Raw genomic sequence first — 21,224 nt, 5'->3', positions numbered from 1 at the left:
ACATAGGAGGTGTACGAGCATGGATATGAACGCGTATTTGTCAATGTTTATTGACGAATCCAACGACCATCTGCAAGCCCTCAACGAAAACCTGCTGAAGCTGGAGGGCAGTCCGAGTGATCTGGATATCGTACAGGTCATCTTCCGTTCGGCCCATACGCTGAAGGGAATGTCCGCGTCCATGGGCTTCGAGGATCTGGCTTCGCTCACGCACGAAATGGAGAATGTGCTCGATCTGGTCCGCAACGGCAAGCTTGCAATGGACAGCTTCATCTTCGACACCCTGTTCAAGGGACTCGATGCGCTCGAGACGATGGTGCAGGACGTGACGGCAGGCGGCAGCGGACAAGCGGACGTGTCCGCGATCGTGGCCGCTCTGAAGTCGATCGTAGCCGGCGAATACATAACGGAGGCCCCCGCCGCGGGGGCTTCGCAACAGCAAGCAGAAGGCGAAGCCGGCCTCAAGCTCGACGAATTCCAGACCTCGGTACTCAAGCAATCGATCAGCAGCGGTCATCATGTTTTTCATATTCAGGTCACCTTGCGCGAGGACTGCGTACTGAAGGCCGCCCGTGCCTATATGGTTTTCGATATATTGGAGCGAAACGGCGAGGTGGTCAAGTCGGACCCATCCGTTCAAGATCTCGAGCAGGCGGAATTCGACCAGAAATTCACGGTGTTCTATATCTCGCAGCTCGAGGCCGAGACGCTCAAAACCCATATCGAAGAGGTGTCGGAAATCGAGGGCGCGCAGGTCACGCTGCTGGACGAAGAATCGCTGGCCATGCTGTCGCGTCCCACTACCGTCGAGGCGGCCTCAGAGCCGAAAGCGGCGCAAGCGCAGCAAGCCGCCGCCGTGGAGGCGCCCGAGCGTCCGAGCGCGCCGGTCACAGCAGGAGGCGCCGCTGGCAATGTGACGCGGACGATCCGGGTCGATATCGAACGGCTCGACATGCTGATGAATCTGTTCAGCGAGATGCTGATCGACCGCGTGCGGCTCGAGCAGCTCGCCAGCGAGATCAAGCGCAACGATCTCACCGAGACGGTCGAGCATATGGCCAGAGTCAGCGCGGACCTGCAAAGCATCGTGCTCAAGCTGCGCATGGTGCCGGTGGAATCGGTATTCAATCGCTTCCCGAGAATGGTTCGCGACGTTGCCAAATCGCTCAATAAAAAAATCGATTTGATCATCAGCGGAGCCGACACCGAGCTGGACCGCACCGTCATCGATGAGATCGGCGATCCGCTCGTGCACCTGCTGCGCAACTCGGTCGACCACGGCATCGAATCGCTGGAGGGCAGGGCGGAGGCCGGCAAGCCGGAAACCGGAACGGTGCGTTTGCAAGCCTTCCACAGCGGCAATCACGTGTTCATCGAGATCGAGGACGACGGGCGCGGCATCGATCGCGACAAGGTGCTGGGCATCGCCATCCGCAACGGCGTCGTCGAGCAAAGCAAGGCGCAAACGCTGAGCGACGAAGAAGTCTATATGCTGCTCTTCGAGCCGGGTTTCAGCACTGCGGACAAGATTTCGGACATTTCCGGGCGCGGCGTCGGTCTGGACGTCGTCCGTTCCAAGATCATGTCGCTGGGCGGTCATGTCAGCGTTACCTCCGAGCTTGGGCGCGGCACCAAATTTTCAATTCAGCTGCCGCTCACACTTTCCATCATTTGGGCCATGCTGATCAAGCTCGGTTCGGAGAAGTATGCCATTCCGTTGACCTCCATCGTGGAGACGGCGATCGTCAAGCGCGAGCAGGTCAGGCATATTCACGGCAATCGCATGATTGAATTCCGCAACGCCATTATTCCGATCTTGTCGCTCAGCCGGATTCTCGAATCCCCGGATTTTGACGAGGAGAAGGAAGATGAGACCGAAATTGTCGTCATTCGCAAAGGCGACAAATGGGCGGCGATCATGGTGGACGAGTTTATCGGGCAGAGCGAGATCGTCCTGAAGCCGCTGGGTGATTATCTGAGCGGCACTCCGGCCATTTCCGGCGCCACGATACTGGGAGACGGCCAAGTAGCACTGATTATCGATCCGAACGCACTGATCAAATAAGGAGGGTTCAACGTGGGAGAAGAATTAAAGGTCATCGTTTTTGGGTTAGCCGATGAGGAATACGGCATTGAAGTCGACAAGGTCCAGACGATCGAGCGCATGATGCCGATTACGCGGGTCCCCAAAACGCCTTCTTTTATCAAAGGCGTCGTCAACCTGCGGGGCGTGGTCGTGCCGGTGCTCGATTTGCGCGGCCGTTTTAATTTGGAGTCCACCGAGACGACGGAAAATTCGCGGATCATCATCGTCGCCGTCAACGAGCTGGAGGTCGGCTTCATCGTCGACGCGGCCAACGATGTCATCGACATCGACACCGATTCGATTGACGCCCCGCCTGAAGTGGTCGGCGGCATCAAGGCCAAGTACCTGCGCGGCGTGGCCAAGCTTGGCAATAACCGGCTGCTCATTATGCTGAACCTGGCCGAGGTGCTGAACAAGGATGAAATCATCCAGCTCGAGCAGCTCGAGGCCTGACGGAAGATGCTGTTCAAGCGATCAGCCGCATTCAAGATGGATGTCCTCAAGGAAGTCGGCAATATCGGCGCGGGGAATGCGGCGACCGCGCTTGCCAAGCTGATTGACAAGCCGGTGGACATGCCGGTGCCGCAAGCGAGCCTGGTCGGCTTCGACGATATCGCCGATCGCGTAGGCGGGTCGGAGCAGGTCGTCGTGGCTGTGTTTTTGCGGGTAGAGGGCGATGTGCCGGGCAATTTATTCATCATTATCGACACCGATTCGGCCAACAAGCTGCTGCATCACTTGCTTGGCATTCGTGTCGTGCAAATCGGATTTTTTTCGGAGCTGGAGAGTTCCGCGCTAAGTGAGATCGGCAACATTTTGGCGGGCTCGTATCTGAGCTCGCTGGCCGACTTTACCAAGCTGTCGATGATGCCGACGGTTCCTTCGATGACGATCGACATGGCCGGCGCCGTGCTGACGAGCGGCTTGCTGCAGTTCGGGCAGATGGGCGACGACGCGCTGCTGATTGAGACGACCTTCCAGGAGAATGGCGAATCCATGTGCGGTCACTTTTTCTTCATTCCGGACCCGGAATCGCTTGAGCCGCTGTTTCGCGCGTTGGGAGTGCCGTTCGAATGACGGGGCAGACGGTGACCAAGGTCGCAATGGCGGATCTGAACGTGGCGGAAGGCGGCGCGCTATTAAAAACAACCGGACTCGGCTCGTGCGTCGGCGTAACCTTGTACGACCGCAAGACGAAGCTGGCGGGAATGGCGCATGTGATGCTGCCCGACTCTTCAATTGCCAGAGATGCGAACTTTAATATTGCCAAATACGCCGACACGGCGGTGCCGGAGCTGATTCACAGGCTGGTGGCTGCGGGAGCGACCAAGTTTCGGCTTGAGGCCAAGCTGGCCGGAGGCGCTCAGATGTTTGCCTTCTCCAGCCAGTCTGACGCGATGCGCATCGGACCGCGTAACGTAGAATCCTGCAAGCGGATTTTGCAGCTTCACACTATTGCGATCGCCGGCGAGGATACCGGCGGCAGTCACGGCCGCACGATCGAATTGGACAGCGGCACAGGCAAGCTGCTGATTCGAAGTGTGCAGTTCGGCATAAAGGAGTTGTAACACATGGTCGGTTCAATCCGTTGGAACCTGCTGCTTGGCTTGGCTGGCTTCGTCCTGATTCTGCTGTCTTCGATCGATTCCAACGGCTGGTCGCTGGCGCTGCTGCGCAGCGGCTACGGCTTTGCCGCCTTTTTTATCCTCGCTTTTGCGCTGCGGGTCGCGTTGTATATGCTCGTCGGCCCGCGCTCGGCGCCAGCTGTGGAACATGAGCCGCAAGCGCCGTCTGGCGAGGAGGATGAGGAAGACGGCAAGGGCCATCATTTCGACCACGTGACGCCGGATGACGAGCAAGATCTGATCGCGCTCGCACAGGAGCCCCAAAAGGGGGAAGCGCAGCGGCCAGCAGCCCAAACCGAGGATTTCCGCAAGCTGTCCCCGCCGAAGCTGGTCTCCACGCAGGACAAATCGCCGGAGGAGCTGGCGGAAGCGCTGCGGCATCTGGCTGCGCAAAACGATAGAAAGTAGCGGCGAGTGCCTAAGCGTGGTGAAAAAGTGCCAGAGTAGCCGAAATTGCGTTGGAGAGAAGCTAATGCTTGCGCCCTGCGCGAGCCGCTGACAGGGACGTGCTTCGATTCGAAAGTCCAGGAGGGTGAGACGAGATGATTGAACCGAAAACACCGCGTTTATCTCATTTGGAGCTGTGGGAAAAATGGAAGTCCGACGGGGACAGGGATGCCAAAAAACAATTGATTTCGGAATATCTGCCGCTCGTCGATTATGTCACGAATCGGATGGCAATCGGACTGCCTCGCAATGTATCGCGGGACGATCTTGCGAGCAACGGCGTGATGGGTCTCATCGACGCGATTGATAAATTCGACTACCGCCGGGGCTTGCAGTTCGAAACCTATGCCTCCTGGCGAATCCGCGGCGCGATGATCGACGGCTTGCGTCAAGGCGACTGGGTGCCGCGCTCGGTCCGGGAAAAGGCGAAACGGATCGAGGAGGCGTATCAGGTATTAGAGCAGCAGTACCTGCGCAATGTAAGCGATGCGGAGATGAGCGCATATCTGGAGGTTAGCGAGACTGAATTTCGTCAAATGCTGCAGGATATTGCAGTGACGACCGTATGTTCCTTGGAAGATCCGATCCGTGAGGAAGAGTCGGAAACCCGCAAGGCATTGCTTATTGACGAAAGAGCCAAAAACCCGGATCATAAGGTACAAGAGTTCTATATTAAGGAATCTTTGGTAAAGGGAATCGAACGGCTGACGGAAAAGGAGCGCATCGTCGTCTCGTTGTTCTACTACGAGGAGTTGTCCCTAAGCGAGATCGCGGAGGTCATGTCCCTGTCGCCGTCACGCATATCGCAGCTCCATTCCAAGGCCATCTTGCGGCTGCGGGGCGTACTGGAGCATGAGCGCAGTCAGCTGATGCAACAGTAGTATAAGGGGGGGGGAGCATGACGGTGCTGACATTAAGCGAGGTGCTCGCGCTTGAGCTGTCTCAGGACAAGCTGTCTGCGACGTTGTATTTTCAGCAATTCGACGATTCGATCGTCTTCACGCGAGCGGACCTGGAAGGATGGCTGAAAAACCAAGGCGTGGTATACGGGCTGGACGGGGAAGTGCTGGATTGCATTGCGCGCGATCCAGCGGCGCAATCGCGCAAATCGCATATCGTCGCCACCGGGGATCAGTGCCTGCATGGCGCCGACGGCTCGATCCGGTGTCTGTACGATATGGACGAGCAGCATTTGCGGCCAGCAAAGCTGGAGGACGGCAAGGTCGATTATAAAGAAGTGGTCAAGCTGCGAAACGTACGGCGGGGCCAGCTCATTGCCGAGAAATTGCCGGCCTCCGCCGGTCGTCCCGGCAAAGCCGTTACCGGCGAGGTGCTGCCCGGCAACGACGGCAAAGAGGCGCGCTTCAAGCTCGGGAAAAATGTCGTCGTAGGTCCGGATCAAAACACGTTGTACGCCGCAATTGACGGCATGGTGTCGATGACGAACCGCGATAAAATCAACGTGTTCCCCGTCTACGAGGTGAACGGCGACGTTGATTATCACATCGGTAATATCGATTTTGTCGGCAATGTGGTCATTCGCGGCAATGTGCTCAATGGCTTCCGGGTGAAGGCGGTCGGCGATATTCGCATCATCGGGGGCGTCGAAGGCGCGGAACTGCTTACCGACGGCTCGATCGAAATTACAGGCGGCATCCTGGCCGGCGGCAAAGGGCAAATTCAGGCGGGGAAAAATGTAAAAAGCTCCTTCATTCAGGAAGGCAACGTGCTGGCCGGTGAGGATGTCATCGTATCGCAGAGCATTATGCATTCGAATGTCAGAGCGGGCGGGAGCGTGCTCTGCTCCGGCGCCAAAGGCTTGCTGGTCGGCGGGTTAACTCAGGCGGGCGAAAAGGTCGTGGCGCGCACAATCGGCAACTCCATGTCGACGGCGACGACCATCGAGGTCGGCGTCAAGCCCGAGTTGCGCACCGAGTTGACGCGGTTGCGGCAGGAGCTCAGGCAGTTGGGCGACAATCTCGATAAGACTGACAAAGCTCTGTCGATGCTGAACCAGCTCGCTTCGACCGGGCAATTGACGCCGGAAAAGCTGGCCATGCGCATTAAGCTGACCGCTACCAAGCGTCAAGCGACCGAGGAACAAGGAGAGTTGAAGGAGCGCGTGCTGGAGATCGAGCGGACGTTGGAGGAGACGAGCAGAGCGTCAATCGAGGCAATGAATACGATTTATGGCGGCACCAAGCTTGTCATTGGACGCTATACCCGATTTGTCAAAGAAGGCCTGAAACGCGTCAAATTCAGCTATGCCGACGGCGATATCGTCATGAGCTCTTACTAAAAAAGGCGTCAAGCATCGACTCGGCTGGCCAGTGAGGTGAGAAGGGGATGACATTTCGTTCAATCGATCTTCAAATGTCGGTGCCGCGCGCTCCGGATTCGGCTGCCCTGCAAAACCAAATGATGCAAAAGCCGGTTGCCGATCAGGCGCAATTGAACCAGGAAACGGCGAAAAAGGCGGAGCTGGAACGGCAAAGAAGCGTCAATGTCGGGGAAGTTTCGGACTTGCATGTACAGGACGAGGAGTCCGGCGGGAAGCAGAGCGGGGACCAGCATCGCCGAAGCTCGCCGCGGGTGCAGGAAACCGAAGAGCAAAAGACGCCCAGCGAGCATCCGTTCAAGGGCAGGCATATCGACATCTCGCTATAGCGCGACAACCTTTTGAAAATTGCAGGTGATGGATAGGATGGACGAACCTTGGATATACATCGTGCTGCTGGGCGCATTCGCCATCGTATGCGCGCTGCTGCTGCCGCGTCGCAAGCCGGCCGAGGCAGCGAGCGCCGGTCTGAGCGAGATGGAAATGGCGCTGGAGCATTTCATGGAGACGATGGAATCGGATAATCGCAAGCTGGTCGACAACGTAACGCACGCCCAGCAAAAATGGCGGGACGATCTGGAGGCGAAGGAGCGTCAGGTCGAGCGGCTCTCCGCGCGCTGCGACGCCTTGGAAGAGGGCGTAGCTCGGCTGCAGGAGCAGCTGGCCGAGCGCAGCCGGGCCGCCTCCGACCGGGCGCGCGGCTCCGGCGGTCTTTCGACGGCGGAAGCGTCAGGCGCGCGGGCAGGCAGCCGGAGTGAAGAAGAGCATAATTCGGGAGCCGGCGTACCGTCCGGATCCGAAGCCGTGAGCGCAGAGGCCGGCGATTCGTCCATATCAGCGCGCTACAGTGAACTACTGAGCTGGCATGCCGAGGGCAAATCGATCGAATACATCGCCAAAAAAAGCGGCATGCACAAGGGCGAGGTCATGTTGATCCTCCAGCTGTCGAAGCAGGAGGAGCGGCATCGTGCCTAAGCGGCGGCTATTTTTGGCGGGCCTGGGCGCAGGCTTGATCGTCGGGGCGCTGCTGCTGCAGCTGATGTGGGCCGGTCAGGCGCAGCAGGCACAGATGAGCAGGCTGGACGAGCTTTCAGAAGAGCGGCGTTATTCCCAGGAAGAGCTTGATCAGATCCTTGAGCGCGAGGAGGCGCGTCTTCGAGCCGAACTGAGTTCCGACTCGGGTGTCGACCCGGCTGCGGGGCGTGATCAAGCAGCCGGCGGGGCGGCTGCCGATACCGATCCGCACGACGAGACGCCGCCCTTGGTCCGGATCGTAACGATTCGCAGCGGCATGACGCTGGAGGAGGTTGCGGTCATGCTGGAGGATTACGGGCTGATCGAGGATCGCTATAGCTTCGTCTCGGCCATGAAGGCGCGCAGCAACCAGATTCGCAGCGGCAAGTTTTATTTTGAAGGGCGTCCGGATGCGGCGGATATCGAACAGACGATCACGAGCGATCCCGTGCTTTCTTTTCCGGTTGAATAACGGTGCCGATACGGCCTGGCAAACAGGGATTGCCGCGCTTGCGCAGGTGTAGCGGTTATGGTATAGTAATTGACGGTGTTAAAAACACACGTCCCTCAATTTCGTCAAGGGTGCTTCGGCCCGGCCGCAAGTCTTGACGAAAAGCGCGAGCGGCGGAGGAACATCCAAAACCAATTTAGGAGGTGTTGTGGGTATGGCGGTAATTTCCATGAAGCAACTGCTGGAAGCCGGTGTGCATTTTGGTCATCAGACGCGTCGCTGGAATCCGAAAATGGATCGTTATATCTTCACCGAACGGAACGGCATTTACATCATCGACCTGCAAAAAACGGTCAAGAAAGTAGAAGAAGCGTACAATTTTGTGCGTTCGCTCGCCGAAGAAGGCGGATCGATTCTCTTCGTCGGCACGAAAAAGCAAGCCCAGGACTCGGTGCGCGAAGAGGCCGAGCGCTGCGGCAATTTCTACATCAATCAGCGCTGGCTGGGCGGTACGCTGACCAACTTCCAAACGATCCAAAAACGGATCGACCGCTTGAGACAGCTTGAGAAATGGGAAGAGGACGGCACCTTCGAGGTATTGCCGAAGAAGGAAGTTATCATCCTGCGCAAGGAAAAGGATCGGCTCGAGAAATTCCTTGGCGGCATCAAAGGCATGCGCCGTCTGCCGAGCGCGCTGTTCATCATCGACCCGCGCAAAGAACGGATCGCGGTCGCCGAAGCGCGCAAGCTGGGCATTCCGATTGTCGGCATTGTCGATACGAACTGCGACCCGGACGAAATCGATTACGTCATTCCGGGCAACGACGATGCGATTCGCGCAGTGAAGCTGCTGACCTCCAAGATGGCGGATGCCATCGTGGAAGCGAATCAAGGCGAGCAAACGACGGCTTAATCAACGGCAGCGATAAGGGTGGTCGGAAGGTTGTTAACCTCTCACCGCCCTTTTTTTAAAACCTTTGGCTGCGTGTTGCGTCAGCCCGAACAACCGAATCCAAGGACGGCCGGTCGAGAGACTGCGTCGCTCTACATAAAAACACTGCATTTTGGAGGGGTATGAATATGGCAGTATCAGCAAGTGCCGTAAAAGAATTGCGCGAAAAAACGGGAGCCGGCATGCTCGATTGCAAAAAAGCATTGGAGCAGTCCGACGGCGATATTCAAAAAGCGATTGAATATTTGCGTGAAAAAGGACTGTCGGCTGCAGCAAGCAAAGCCGGCCGCGCCGCGACGGAAGGCGTTGTCGAGTCCTACATTCATGCCGGCGGTCGAATCGGCGTGCTTGTCGAAATCAACTGCGAAACGGATTTTGTCGGCAAAACCGACCAATTCCGCGAATTCACGAAAGACATTGCGATGCAAATCGCCGCAGCCAATCCGAAGTTTGTACGCCGCGAGGAAGTGCCGGCCGACGAGTTGGAGAAGGAACGCGAAATTTTGAAGGCACAAGCGCTCAACGAAGGCAAGCCGGCGCATATCGTCGACAAAATGGTCGACGGGCGCATCAGCAAATATTATGAAGAGCATTGCTTGATGGAGCAAAGCTTCATTAAAGATCCGGACAAGACTGTGGCGGCGCTGCTGAATGAAAAAATCAGCAAAATCGGCGAAAACATCACGATTCGCCGTTTCGTTCGTTACGAGCTTGGCGAAGGCTTGGAGAAAAAGCAGGACAACTTCGTCGAAGAAGTCATGTCCCAAGTGCAAAAATAAAAAGATGTGTTTGGTAGGCGATGGCGGGGCGGCGGTTTTCGCCCCGCCATCGTTGTATACAAAGAAGCCGGTCGCACCATCCGGCAACGATTAACCTCGCTATGGGGCAAGATGGAGGGTACCGACATTGGAGCAACCGGTTTACAAACGCATCGTATTAAAGGTAAGCGGCGAGTCGCTGTCCGGCTCGAACGGATACGGCATCGACGCAGAGATGATTTCATCGATTGCCGAGCAGGTCAAGGAAGTCATCGAATTGAATGTTGAGGTCGCTATCGTCGTAGGCGGCGGCAACATCTGGCGCGGCATCGCCGGCACAGCGAAGGGCATTGACCGGGCTACCGCCGATTATATGGGGATGCTGGCTACCGTCATGAATTCGCTCGCCCTGCAGGATGCGCTGGAGCAGATCGACGTGCCGACGCGGGTCCAGACCTCAATCGCGATGCAGCAGATTGCGGAGCCTTACATTCGGCGCCGGGCTATCCGGCACTTGGAAAAAGGACGAGTCGTCATTTTTGCGTCGGGGACCGGCAATCCGTTTTTCTCCACCGACACGACAGCTGCGCTGCGCGCTGCGGAGATCGAAGCGGAGGTCATCCTGATGGCCAAAAACAAAGTAGACGGCGTCTATTCGGCCGACCCCTTCAAGGACGCGAGTGCGGAGAAGTTCGAGCAGCTTACGTACTTGGACGTGTTAAACCGGAATCTGGGCGTGATGGATTCCACGGCGTCTTCGCTTTGTATGGACAACAATATTCCGCTTGTCGTCTTTTCGATTACCGAGAGCGGGAACATCAAGCGCGTCGTACTCGGAGAAAAAATCGGAACTATCGTAAAAGGGAGTGTCAGCTAATGCCTCAGTCGATCAAAAAAAATACGCAGGAACGCATGGAAAAAGCCGTTGCCTCCTTGCAGCGCGATCTGCTCACCTTGCGCGCCGGGCGCGCTGCGCCGGCTCTGCTCGATCGCGTGCAGGTCGAATACTACGGGGCGATGACGCCGGTCAACCAGCTTGCGAATATTACGACCCCGGATACCCGCACGCTGATCATTCAGCCATGGGACAAAACCTCGCTTGGCGCAATCGAAAAAGCCATTCAAAAATCGGATCTTGGGCTGACGCCTTCCAATGACGGAAGCATTATTCGGCTCTCCATCCCGGCGCTCACCGAAGAACGGCGTACGGAGCTGGTCAAAACGACCAAAAAATTCGGCGAGGAAGCCAAGGTTGCGATTCGTAACATCCGGCGCGATGCCAACGACGAAATCAAAAAACTTGAAAAAACCGAGCTGTCCGAGGATGAGTCGCGCAGGCATCAGGACGATATTCAAAAGACGACGGATCGCTTTATCGCAGAAGTGGATAAGGTGCTGGCCAATAAAGAAAAAGAGATCATGGACGTATAACGGATTGCCAACCCCTCCAAAGCGGTGGGGTTTATTGTATCCTGGAGAAGGCTCGGGGCTGGCTGCTTCACGTTATGCAGCCTTCAAGCGTGGAGAAGGTCCCGAGTGGGAGGAAAGCGAATGATCGAACGGTTGAAGAAGTGGGTTCTCGCTAAGCCGCAGAGGGGAAATCTGTCGCTGCAGCCGGACGCCATGCCACGGCATGTGGCGATCATTATGGACGGCAACGGCCGTTGGGCCAAAAGCCGCGGCCTCCCTCGCATCGCCGGGCACCACTCCGGAATGAAAGCCGTAAAACGCATTACGATGGCGGCGGATCGACTGGGCATTAAGTATTTAACGCTCTATGCGTTCTCTACGGAAAATTGGAAACGGCCGAAAGAGGAAGTTGACTTTCTCATGCGGCTGCCGCAGGAGTTTTTGGCGATCGAGCTTGAAGATTTGATTCGCAACAATGTTCAGGTTCGCATGATGGGGGACCGGGAAGAGCTTCCCGATTTTACACTGGACGCGGTGGAAGAGGCAATTGTACGCACGTCGAGCAATACTGGACTTGTTCTTAATTTTGCCTTGAATTACGGGGGCCGCAAGGAGCTAATGGACGCGGTCCGCAAGCTGGGTACGGATATACAAGCGGGACGAATCGATGCGGACGGCATCGAGGAGCGGCATTTGGAGCGGTATCTGCTCACCGGAGGCATGCCGGATCCCGATCTGCTGATTCGGACGAGCGGGGAGCTGCGCATCAGCAATTTTATGCTCTGGCAGCTGGCGTACAGCGAGCTGTGGTTCACCGACGTATACTGGCCCGAATTTCAGGATGAGCATTTTTGCGAGGCGATTCGTGAATATCAGCGCCGTGCCCGGCGCTATGGCGGGCTCTAGGGAGATGGGAGTGAACGAACAAGGTGAGACAACGAATAGCTACGGGGGTAGTGGCCGGGGCGGTGTTCGCCGCTCTCGTGTTCGCGGGAGGCGCAGCTTATACCGCCATGCTTGTCTTGCTGGCGATAATCGGATACGGCGAATATATTCGCATGCATCAGCTGTCCTGGCGGCAACCGGCAGCGATGGCGGGCGCTGCGGGGATGCTGGTGCTCGTACTGCCGTGGACAGCGATCGGGCTCTCCGCTCCGTCGACGGAGTTGGTGATGTGGCTCACAATGTTCCTGCTGCTCGGCGTAACGGTCATAACGAGCAATCGCACGACGATTAACGAAGCGGCTGTGCTGCTGCTTGGAGCGGTCTATCTCGGCTTTGGTTTTTCGGCCATGCTCGAGGTCCGCCTGGAGCAGGACTTTGGGTTATATGCCGCCTGTTTGGCGTTTGGCTGCATCTGGGCGTCCGATATCGGCGCTTATTTCGTCGGCAAGCGCGTCGGCAAGCGTCCGCTATGGCCTGCGATCAGCCCCAACAAGACGGTCGAAGGAGCCTTGGGCGGAGTGGCGCTAGCTCTGGTGGTGAGCGTGCTGTTGGGGACCGCGCTGCCGCTGCCGCTGCCCTTCTGGCAGCTGCTGCTGATCGGTTTCGTATGCGCGGTGGCCGGGCAGTTCGGCGACTTGATTCAATCCGCCTACAAGCGTGTGCGCGGGGTTAAGGATACGGGTCGGCTCTTGCCGGGACACGGCGGCGTACTGGACCGCTGCGACAGTTGGCTGATTGTGTTTCCGCTGCTTCAGCTCACCGGATTGCTGCAACATTTTACATAATGCGGTTCCATACATAATGCCGCTCCGAGGGCGGCAATCAGGATCGAGGGATGATGCAACGTGAAAAAAATAGCAGTGCTAGGCTCAACGGGCTCGATCGGCACCCAGACTCTGGATGTGATCGAGCATGCGCCCGAGCACTATGCGGTCACCGCGCTGGCGGCCGGCGGCAACGTCGGTCTGCTCGTGGAACAAGCCATGCGCCATCGCCCTCGGCTCGTCTGTCTGGGCACGCGCGAGGCGGCGCAGGAAGCGGCCCGATTGCTGCCGGGTCACATCCGCGTCGTACACGGCGAAGAAGGCCTGATTGAAGCAGCCGCGGCGACGGAGGCGGACCTGGTCGTGACGGCGCTGGTCGGGAGTATCGGTCTGCGCTCCACGCTGGCGGCGATCGATGCAGGCAAGACGATCGGGCTGGCCAATAAGGAAACGCTGGTCACGGCCGGGCATCTCGTCATGGCACGCGCAAAAGCCCGCAATTGTACGATCTTGCCGATTGACAGCGAGCATTCGGCCATCTTCCAATGTTTGGCGGGCGCGCCCGCGCACGAGGTGAACAAGCTCGTGCTGACCGCATCGGGCGGGTCCTTCCGGGATCGCAGCCGCGAGCAGCTGCGTGACGTGACGGTCAAGGAGGCGCTCCAGCATCCGAACTGGGCAATGGGCGCCAAAATTACGATCGATTCGGCGACAATGGTCAATAAAGGGCTGGAGGTCATTGAGGCCCATTGGCTGTTCGACATGCCCTATGATCGGATCGAGGTGCTGATCCACCCGCAGAGCATCATTCATTCGATGGTCGAGTTCGTGGACTACAGCTGTGTGGCGCAGCTCGGCAATCCGGACATGCGCGTGCCGATCGGGTATGCGCTGGCCTATCCGGGCCGGAGGCCGACGCCGACCTCGCCGCTGCGGCTGGCGGAGCTCGGCACACTCGATTTTCGCGAGATGGATTACGAGCGGTACCGTTGCCTGGCGCTTGCCTTCGCCTGCGGCCGTCAGGGCGGCACGGCGACGACGGTGTTCAATGCGGCCAACGAGGTAGCGGTTGCGCGCTTTCTGGCCGGCGAGCTCGCCTTTCTGGATATCGAGCGGGTGTTGGAGACGGTGCTGGAGCGTCACGTTCCGGTGGCGACGCCGGATCTGGCGACCATCGAAGAGGCCGATGCCTGGGCGCGGAACGCGGCCGGAGGACTGTGATCGCACCTTGCGCCGTTGCGGCTTCGGGCAAGCCGGGGGTTCTCTTGTAACGGCAGGCGGAATAATGATAATCTAAAGTACAGGCCGTTACGAACAGGGGGCAGGTCGAGTTGGAGATGGTTCAGAACGTCTTGTTGACAGTTCTAGTCTTTTTTGTAATTGTGTCCATCCATGAATGGGGACATTTCTATTTTGCCAAGCGGGCGGGCATTTTGGTGCGCGAGTTCGCCATCGGCTTCGGGCCGAAGCTGTTTTCCGTCAAGAAGGGCGAGACCCGCTATACGCTGCGTCTCATTCCGGCCGGCGGCTTCGTGCGGATGGCCGGCGAGGATCCGGAGATTGTCGACGTGCAGAAGGGGCAGACTGTCGGCGTCCGGCTCGACGGCACGAAGGTGACGAGGCTCTACCTGGACCGGCTCGACGAGCGCAGCAATATCGTGCGCGGCGAGGTACAGACGATCGATCTGGAGCGCGACCTTGAGCTGACGCTGGAGATTGACGGCGAGGTCGAGCCTTATACAGTCGATCCGCAAGCGCTAATGATTGCCAAGGGCCGCGAGACCCAGATCGCCCCGCTCGACCGTCAATTCGGCAGCAAGTCCGTTGGCAAGCGGGCGATGGCGATTTTTGCCGGGCCGATGATGAATTTCATCTTGGCTTTTGTGCTATTCGCACTGTACATTCAATTGACGGGTGTGCCGGTGGACAATCCCGACAAGGTGATGATCGGCGACATCATCGAGGGGAGGCCTGCGGCCCAAGCCAATCTCGAGGTCGGCGACGAAATCAAATCCATCAACGGCATCGCCGTCGGCGGCGACGTGGACGGCATGATCGAATTGATCGGTAGCTCCGCCGACGAGCCGATGGATTGGGTCGTCGTGCGCGAGGGGCAGGAGATTCGGCTGCAGATTACGCCGGAGCTCGAGGAGGCGTCAGGCTTGGGAAAGGTAGGCATAGCACCGACCTATCAGCTGCGCTCCGCCGGTTTTTGGGAGACCTTCAAGTTTGCCGGCAACGCCATGAAAAATATGACGATTAACATATTCGAAGGCTTTAAAATGCTGATTTTGGGCCAATTCTCGCTCGACGATCTGGGAGGCCCGGTGCGAACGGCGGAGGTCACGAGTCAGATTGCAAGCGAGGGCATCGCCCAACTGATCTCGTGGACGGCGATCCTCAGCTTGTACTTGGGGATCTTCAATTTGCTGCCGATTCCGGCACTGGACGGAAGCCGGCTCGTTTTCCTCGGCGTAGAGGGGCTGCGCGGCCGTCCGATCGATCCGAATCGGGAGAGCATGGTGCATTTCATCGGGTTCGCAATGCTTATGCTATTGATGCTTGCGGTCACCTACAACGACATACTACGACTGGTTAGAGGGTAATCAAGGAGGGGCTCATGGCTAAAGACAAGCAGTTCGTATCGGAAATTACGCCGCAGGGCGAGGATTTCTCACGCTGGTATATCGATGTGATCAAAAAAGCGGAGCTGATGGATTATTCGCCGGTGCGCGGATGCATCGTCTTCCGTCCCGAGGGCTTCGAGCTGTGGGAAAACATTCAGGATGAGCTCGACCGCCGGTTCAAGGAAACCGGTCACCGCAATGCGTACTTTCCGCTCTTTATTCCCGAGAGCTTCTTCCAGAAGGAGAAGGACCACGTCGAAGGCTTCAACCCGGAGCTGCCCTGGGTGACGGAGGCCGCCGGCGAGCAGTTGGAGGAGCGGCTGGCCATTCGGCCGACCTCGGAGACGATGATCGGTCATATGTATGCCAAGTGGATCCAGTCGTATCGCGACCTGCCGGTCAAAATCAACCAGTGGGCCAATGTCGTGCGCTGGGAAAAGCGAACGCTGCCGTTCTTGCGGACGAGCGAGTTCCTCTGGCAGGAGGGGCATACCGCGCACGAGACGGAGGAAGAGGCGCGCGAGGAAACGATGCAGATGCTCGAAATTTATCGCGACTTCGTGGAGAATTTCCTGGCGATGCCGGTCATCGTCGGGCAAAAGACGCCGTCCGAAAAATTCGCGGGGGCGGTCGATACGTTCTCGATCGAGGCGATGATGAAGGACGGCCGCGCCGTGCAGGCGGGCACCTCGCATTATTTGGGGACGAATTTTGCAGTGGCCTTCGACATCAAATTCCTGGATCGCGAGAACAATTTGCAGCATGCGCATACGACCTCCTGGGGCGTCAGCACGCGCCTGATCGGCGCGCTCATCATGGTGCACGGCGACGATCGCGGCCTGGCGCTGCCGCCGAAGGTGGCGCCGACGCAGGTTGTCATGATTCCGATCGGGCCGCCCAAGACGCGCGAGCAGGTCATCGCCCGCGTCGACGAGCTGTACGCCGAGCTCAAAAAAGCCGGCATCCGCGTACGCGTGGACGATCGTGCCGACCTGAGCCCGGGCTGGAAATTCAACGAATACGAGATGCGCGGCGTGCCGATTCGGCTCGAGCTCGGCCCTCGCGACATGGAGAACGGCGCCGCCGTGCTCGTCTCGCGCAGCTCGGGCGAGAAGCGCGTCGTGCAGCAGAGCGGCATCGTGGATGAAGTGACGCGGCTGCTGGACGAAATTCAGCGCGAGATGTACGACAAGGCACTGCGGTTCCGTGAAGAGCATTCCAAGTCGGTCGACACGCTGGACGAGCTCAAGGCGCAACAAGAGGCGAGCCGCGGATTCGTCGAGGCGGGCTGGTGCGGCTCGGAGGCATGCGAGCGGCAGGTGAAGGAAGAGACCGGGGCGACGAGCCGCAACATTCCGTTCCAGCCGGAACACGAGAAGTCGACCTGTCTCGTCTGCGGCGCCGAGGCCAAGCACACCGTCGTGTTCGCACGGGCATACTGATTCGCGCCGCCGGCAGGCGGCAAGCCGAACCTGGGGAGGGGAAGCCACTGTGAACGAAGCAAACAACCGCGGCCGCTTCCGGCTTCTGCTGGAGCAGGCGCAGCTGCCGGAGGAATTTGGCGCCGCGTATTACGCCGATGCCGAGATCGAGCGGGTCATCGTTAGCGGCGGCAACCGGAGATGGACGTTTTGCATACGCAAAACGTCCTTGGCGCCTTTGGAGGCGCATGTGCGGTTAACGGGGACCGTGCGGGACCAATTCGCTCATATTGCCGACTGCGCGTTCGTATTCGTGCATGACGAGACCGTCGCGGCTGCGGAGCTGGTGCATGCCTACTGGCCGATGTTTGTTGAGTGGGCGCAGCGCGAGATGGCCTCGGTCAACGGCTGGCTCGGCAAGGCCGTGCTGGAGCGCGACGGGGCCGGCTTGACGCTGACGCTGAGCAGCAGCGCCGCTCTGGAAATGGCCAGGAAGAAGCGGATCGCCGAGGCGGCGTCCGACTATTTTGAGCGCCATTTCCGCGCCGGTTGCAGCATTCGGCTGTTGGCCGGGGAAACGCAGCCGGAGGAGCAGGAGGCGTTCAACCAGCGGCTCGTCCAGGAGGAGCGCGAGATCATCGAGCAGATGATGGCCAGTGCCGTCAGCGAGGCGCCGCCCGAGGAAGAGGGGCAGCAGCAGCTCGTGATCGGCTACGATATCCGCGAACAGCCGACCCCGCTCGAGCAGATCATCGAGGAAGAAAAGAAAATAACGGTGCAGGGCACCGTATTCGGACTCGAAGTGAAGGAGCTGCGCAACGGCAGCACGCTGTTCACCTTCTACGTGACGGACTTCACCGATTCGATGGCGATGAAGCTGTTCGCCAAGACGAAGGAGGACGTCAAGCTATACGGGCTGCTGGCCAATGGCAAGTGGATCAAGGCCCGCGGCCGCGTCGAATACGACCGCTTCATGCAAGAGCCCGAGCTGGTCATGATGCCAAACGATCTGCACGAGGTCCGCGCGCCGAAGGAGCGCACCGACGAAGCGGAGAACAAGCGCGTCGAATTCCATCTGCATACGACGATGAGCACGATGGACGCCGTGACGTCGATCGACGCCTACATAAAAACCGCGGCCAAATGGGGGCACACGGCACTGGCGGTCACCGATCACAGCAATGTGCAGTGCTACCCGGACGCGTACAAGCACGCCCAAAAAAACGGCATTAAGCTGCTGTACGGCGTCGAGGCCAATGTGATCAACGACGCTGTGCCGATGGTGCTGAACCCGCGCGAGCAAGCGCTGGCGGATGCCGAATACGTCGTGTTCGACATCGAGACGACCGGCCTCTCGGTCATCAACAACAAAATCATCGAGCTGGCCGGGGTCAAAATGGTGAACGGGCAGGAGACTGAGCGCTTCTCCACGCTGATCGATCCGCATGAAAAAATTCCGTACCACATTCAGCAGCTCACCAATATTACCGACGATATGGTCGCGGGCGCCCCCGAGCTCGGGCCGAAGCTGCAGGAATTCGTCGCATTCGTGGGCAACGCGGTACTGGTGGCGCATAATGCCCGCTTCGATATCGGATTCATCCAGGCGGCGTGCAAGGCGCACGACATGCCGGAGGTCGACAATCCGGTGCTCGACACGCTGGAGCTGGCGCGCTTCCTTCACCCGTCGATGAAAAATCACCGGCTCAACACGCTTGCCGACCGCTACAAAATCAGTCTTGACAATCATCACCGCGCTGTCGACGATTCGCTCGCGCTCGGCGGGGTGCTATACGGATTGATCAAGGATGCGGCGGAGCGCCACATTACCGGTCTCCATCAGCTCAACGACTACACCGGGCTTGATCTTTCCAATGCGCGACCGTTTCATTGCGGGGTCTATGCGCTTGACGCGACCGGTAAAAAAAATCTGTTCAAGCTCATTTCCCTCTCGCATACGGCCCATTTCAAGCGCGTCGCCCGTATGCCCAAGAGCAAGCTGACGGAAATGCGGGAAGGGCTGTTGATCGTCTCCGGCTGCGAGAAGGGCGAATTTTTTGAAACCGTGCTGAACAAGTCGGAGGAAGAGGCGGAAGAGGTGGCCCGGTTCTACGATGTGCTGGAGGTGCAGCCGCTGACCTTCTACATGCATCTGGTGGAGAAGGGGCTGGTCGGCAGCCGCGCCGAGCTGGAACAGGCGCTGCGGCGCGTCGTGCGTATCGGCGACAAGCTCGGCAAGCCGGTCATCGCCACCGGCAATGTCCATTATCTGAACGAGCGCGACAAAATCTATCGCGACATTACAATCCAGGGCATTACGGGGTTCAGCCCGCTGAAGGATATGACCAAGCCCGACGCCCACTTCCGCACGACCGAGGAAATGCTCAAGGAGATGGCGTTCCTCGGCGAGGACAAGGCCTACGAGATCGTCGTCACGAATACGAACGCGCTCGCCGAGCGGTTCGAGCCGTTCGAGATGTTCCCCGACAAGCTGTTCACGCCGAATATGGAGGGGGCGGACGAGGAGATTCGCGAGACCTGCTATGCGACGGCGCGCAGCATGTATGGCGAGCCGATTCCCGACGTCGTCGTGCAGCGGCTGGAGAAGGAGCTCGTGCCGATCATCAAGTTCGGCTTCTCGGCGAACTATCTGATCTCCGAGCGGCTCGTCAAAAAATCAAACGAGGACGGGTACCTCGTCGGCTCGCGGGGCTCGGTCGGCTCCTCGGTCGTGGCGACCTTCCTGGGCATCTCCGAGGTCAATCCGCTGCCGGCGCACTACTTGTGCAAGGATCCCGACTGCAAGTACAGCGAATGGTTCCTCGACGGCAGCGTCAAGAGCGGCTTCGACCTGCCTGACAAGGCATGCCCCGAGTGCGGGCGCATGATGAAAGGCGAGGGGCAGGACATTCCGTTCGAGACCTTCCTCGGCTTCAAGGGGGACAAAGTGCCGGATATCGACTTGAACTTCTCCGGCGAATACCAGCCCCACGCGCACAACTATACGAAGGTGCTGTTCGGCGAAAAAAGCGTGTTCCGTGCCGGCACGATCGGGACGGTAGCGGAGAAGACGGCCTACGGCTTCGCCAAAAAGTACGAGGAGCAGCAGGGCAAAAAGTGGCGCGGCGCCGAGCTGAACCGGCTGGCCAGCGGTTGCACCGGCGTCAAGCGAAGCACGGGACAGCATCCGGGCGGTATCGTCGTCGTGCCGGATTACATTGAGGTCGAGGATGTGACGCCGGTGCAATTTCCGGCCGACGATACGAGCGCGGAATGGAAAACGACGCATTTCGACTATCACGCCTTCGAGACCAATCTGCTCAAGCTCGACATTCTCGGACACGACGATCCGACGATGATGCGGATGCTGCAGGACCTGACCGGGGTCGATCCGACATCGATTCCGATGAACGATCCGAAGGTGATGAGCCTGTTCAATTCCACGGATGCGCTCGGCGTCACGCCGGAGCAGATTCGAACGCCTGTCGCCACTTACGGGGTGCCGGAGATGGGCACCAAGTTCGTGCGTCAAATGCTGGACGAAACGCAGCCTTCGACCTTTGCCGATCTGCTGCAGATCTCGGGGCTCTCGCACGGCACCGGCGTCTGGCTCGGCAATGCCCAGGAGCTCATCAAAAACAATACGTGCACGATCAAAACGGTCATCGGGTGCCGCGACGATATCATGCTGTACCTGATCTACAAGGCCGGCATGGATGCCGGACTCGCCTTCAAGATTACCGAGAGCGTGCGCAAGGGCAGGGGACTCACGCCGGAGTGGATCGAGGAGATGAAAGCTTGCAAGGTGCCGCAATGGTACATCGACTCCTGCCTGCGCATCGAGTACATGTTTCCGAAGGCGCATGCCGCGGCGTATGTCATCTCGGCGGTGCGGACGGCGTTTTTCAAGCTGTATTATCCGATCGCCTATTACGCCACGTACTTCACGGTGCGGGCGGAGGACTTCGATCTGGAGCTGCTCTGTCAGGGCTACGACGCGATCAAGCGCAAGCTGGTCGAGATCGAGGCCAAGGGCTTCCAGGCGCTGCCGAAGGAAAAGGCAATGGTGTCCATTCTGGAAATGGCGCTGGAGATGACCGCACGCGGCTTCTCCTTCAAACCGATCGATCTGTTCAAATCCGACGCGCTGCGCTTCACCATCGAAGGCGATTCGCTGATCCCGCCGTTCGCGGCAATCGGCGGCATCGGCGACAACGCCGCCCGCAACATTGCGGCGGCGAAGGAAGAGGGCGAATTCCTGTCGATCGAGGACTTCCAGCAAAAATCCAAGGCCAGCAAAACCGTCGTCGAGCTGCTGACGGAGATGGGCTGCTTCCGCGGTCTCCCTGAGACAAATCAGTTGTCGCTGTTCTAGGCAGAGCCCCG

At 58.6% G+C, this 21,224-nt stretch carries 20 protein-coding genes; all 20 read left to right on the top strand.

The window, feature by feature from the left end; genetic code table 11:
* The first annotated feature begins 19 nt into the window (after positions 1 to 19).
* The 20 genes from IDH44_RS08695 (at position 20) to IDH44_RS08600 (ending at position 21,213) form a co-directional block, all read left to right on the top strand.
* On the top strand, positions 20 to 2,065 hold the full coding sequence (locus tag IDH44_RS08695; RefSeq protein WP_190916692.1) for a chemotaxis protein CheA: 2,046 nt from the start codon (positions 20 to 22) through the stop codon (positions 2,063 to 2,065).
* Between the two features lie 12 nt (positions 2,066 to 2,077).
* Positions 2,078 to 2,539 carry a chemotaxis protein CheW gene (locus IDH44_RS08690; RefSeq protein ID WP_190916690.1) on the top strand — a complete coding sequence of 154 codons (462 nt, stop codon included), beginning with the start codon at positions 2,078 to 2,080 and terminating at the stop codon, positions 2,537 to 2,539.
* Between the two features lie 6 nt (positions 2,540 to 2,545).
* Positions 2,546 to 3,163 carry a chemotaxis protein CheC gene (locus tag IDH44_RS08685; protein ID WP_190916688.1) on the top strand — a complete coding sequence of 206 codons (618 nt, stop codon included), beginning with the start codon at positions 2,546 to 2,548 and terminating at the stop codon, positions 3,161 to 3,163.
* Positions 3,160 to 3,654, top strand: a complete 495-nt coding sequence (locus IDH44_RS08680; RefSeq protein ID WP_190916686.1) for a chemotaxis protein CheD — start codon at positions 3,160 to 3,162, stop codon at positions 3,652 to 3,654. The genes IDH44_RS08685 and IDH44_RS08680 overlap by 4 nt, the downstream gene beginning before the upstream one ends.
* A gap of 3 nt (positions 3,655 to 3,657) precedes the next feature.
* Complete coding sequence (locus IDH44_RS08675; protein ID WP_190916684.1) at positions 3,658 to 4,119, top strand: hypothetical protein; 462 nt, start codon at positions 3,658 to 3,660, stop codon at positions 4,117 to 4,119.
* 134 nt (positions 4,120 to 4,253) lie between these two features.
* Positions 4,254 to 5,039: a FliA/WhiG family RNA polymerase sigma factor gene (locus IDH44_RS08670; protein ID WP_190916682.1), complete on the top strand. Its 786-nt coding sequence runs from the start codon at positions 4,254 to 4,256 to the stop codon at positions 5,037 to 5,039.
* A 17-nt stretch (positions 5,040 to 5,056) separates the two neighbouring features.
* Complete coding sequence (locus tag IDH44_RS08665; RefSeq protein ID WP_190916680.1) at positions 5,057 to 6,457, top strand: DUF342 domain-containing protein; 1,401 nt, start codon at positions 5,057 to 5,059, stop codon at positions 6,455 to 6,457.
* A gap of 47 nt (positions 6,458 to 6,504) precedes the next feature.
* On the top strand, positions 6,505 to 6,825 hold the full coding sequence (locus IDH44_RS08660; protein ID WP_190916678.1) for a hypothetical protein: 321 nt from the start codon (positions 6,505 to 6,507) through the stop codon (positions 6,823 to 6,825).
* Between the two features lie 37 nt (positions 6,826 to 6,862).
* Complete coding sequence (locus IDH44_RS08655) at positions 6,863 to 7,471, top strand: hypothetical protein (protein ID WP_190916676.1); 609 nt, start codon at positions 6,863 to 6,865, stop codon at positions 7,469 to 7,471.
* The gene (locus tag IDH44_RS08650; RefSeq protein ID WP_190916674.1) at positions 7,464 to 7,982 is read left to right on the top strand and encodes an MltG/YceG/YrrL family protein; all 519 of its coding nucleotides are present in this window, start codon (positions 7,464 to 7,466) and stop codon (positions 7,980 to 7,982) included. Before IDH44_RS08655 ends, IDH44_RS08650 begins: the two co-directional genes overlap by 8 nt.
* Before the next feature lie 193 nt (positions 7,983 to 8,175).
* Entirely contained in the window at positions 8,176 to 8,874 is a 699-nt protein-coding gene (gene rpsB, locus IDH44_RS08645; protein WP_190916672.1) for a 30S ribosomal protein S2, read from the top strand.
* A gap of 167 nt (positions 8,875 to 9,041) precedes the next feature.
* Positions 9,042 to 9,692 carry a translation elongation factor Ts gene (gene tsf, locus IDH44_RS08640; RefSeq protein ID WP_190916670.1) on the top strand — a complete coding sequence of 217 codons (651 nt, stop codon included), beginning with the start codon at positions 9,042 to 9,044 and terminating at the stop codon, positions 9,690 to 9,692.
* 127 nt (positions 9,693 to 9,819) lie between these two features.
* Positions 9,820 to 10,548, top strand: a complete 729-nt coding sequence (gene pyrH, locus IDH44_RS08635; protein WP_190916668.1) for a UMP kinase — start codon at positions 9,820 to 9,822, stop codon at positions 10,546 to 10,548.
* Positions 10,548 to 11,102, top strand: coding sequence for a ribosome recycling factor (gene frr, locus IDH44_RS08630; RefSeq protein WP_190916666.1), 555 nt, complete (start codon positions 10,548 to 10,550; stop codon positions 11,100 to 11,102). Before pyrH ends, frr begins: the two co-directional genes overlap by 1 nt.
* Before the next feature lie 120 nt (positions 11,103 to 11,222).
* On the top strand, positions 11,223 to 11,987 hold the full coding sequence (locus tag IDH44_RS08625; protein ID WP_190916664.1) for an isoprenyl transferase: 765 nt from the start codon (positions 11,223 to 11,225) through the stop codon (positions 11,985 to 11,987).
* Positions 11,988 to 12,010: 23 nt separating this feature from the next.
* On the top strand, positions 12,011 to 12,811 hold the full coding sequence (locus tag IDH44_RS08620) for a phosphatidate cytidylyltransferase (RefSeq protein WP_190916662.1): 801 nt from the start codon (positions 12,011 to 12,013) through the stop codon (positions 12,809 to 12,811).
* Positions 12,812 to 12,871: 60 nt separating this feature from the next.
* Positions 12,872 to 14,011 carry a 1-deoxy-D-xylulose-5-phosphate reductoisomerase gene (locus tag IDH44_RS08615; RefSeq protein ID WP_190916660.1) on the top strand — a complete coding sequence of 380 codons (1,140 nt, stop codon included), beginning with the start codon at positions 12,872 to 12,874 and terminating at the stop codon, positions 14,009 to 14,011.
* A 110-nt stretch (positions 14,012 to 14,121) separates the two neighbouring features.
* Positions 14,122 to 15,396 (top strand): RIP metalloprotease RseP, encoded by a 1,275-nt coding sequence (rseP, locus tag IDH44_RS08610; protein WP_190916659.1) that lies wholly within the window; start codon positions 14,122 to 14,124, stop codon positions 15,394 to 15,396.
* Between the two features lie 14 nt (positions 15,397 to 15,410).
* Positions 15,411 to 16,859, top strand: a complete 1,449-nt coding sequence (gene proS, locus IDH44_RS08605; protein WP_190916657.1) for a proline--tRNA ligase — start codon at positions 15,411 to 15,413, stop codon at positions 16,857 to 16,859.
* A gap of 49 nt (positions 16,860 to 16,908) precedes the next feature.
* Positions 16,909 to 21,213 carry a PolC-type DNA polymerase III gene (locus tag IDH44_RS08600; protein WP_190916655.1) on the top strand — a complete coding sequence of 1,435 codons (4,305 nt, stop codon included), beginning with the start codon at positions 16,909 to 16,911 and terminating at the stop codon, positions 21,211 to 21,213.
* The last annotated feature ends 11 nt before the right edge of the window (positions 21,214 to 21,224 follow it).

The organism is Paenibacillus sabuli, assembly GCF_014705605.1.
Classification (GTDB): Bacteria; Bacillota; Bacilli; order Paenibacillales; family Paenibacillaceae; genus Paenibacillus_D; species Paenibacillus_D sabuli.
This window is presented reverse-complemented; position numbering and strand designations above follow the sequence as displayed.